At 65.5% G+C, this 432-nt stretch carries 1 protein-coding gene; it reads right to left on the minus strand.

The annotated features are described in order from the left end of the window. A partial coding sequence (locus FLO80_RS23935) for a solute carrier family 23 protein (protein WP_281287072.1) occupies positions 1–358 on the minus strand: 358 nt, incomplete at its 3' end. Positions 359–432 lie beyond the last annotated feature (74 nt).

Here is a 432-nt window from a genome sequence, read left to right on the forward strand (position 1 = left end):
CCACCGGCGGCAGCAGTTTATCGATGAAGCCGGTGCCCTTGATCTTCACCGCCAGGCCCATGAAGGTGTAGACGAAGCCGGCGGCGACCACCCCGCCCATGGTCGCGGCCAGGCCGAACTGGCCCTTGGCGAGGATGATCGGGGTGATGAAGGCGAAGCTGGAGGCGAGGAACACCGGTACCTGGCGCCCGGTCACCAATTGGAACAGCAGGGTCCCGAGGCCGGCGGTGAACAGCGCGACGTTGGGATCCAGACCGGTGATCAGCGGCATCAGCACCAGCGCGCCGAAGGCGACGAACAGCATCTGCGCGCCTGACAGCACCTGGCGCCAGAGCGGCTCCTGGAAGGCATCGCCCATGTTCAGGCTTCCTTCTGCTTGGTACCGAAGATCTTGTCGCCGGCGTCGCCCAGGCCCGGAATGATGTAGCCGTT

Origin of the sequence: Aquicoccus porphyridii, from assembly GCF_008369105.1 — a bacterium.
Taxonomy (GTDB): domain Bacteria; phylum Pseudomonadota; class Alphaproteobacteria; order Rhodobacterales; family Rhodobacteraceae; genus Aquicoccus; species Aquicoccus porphyridii.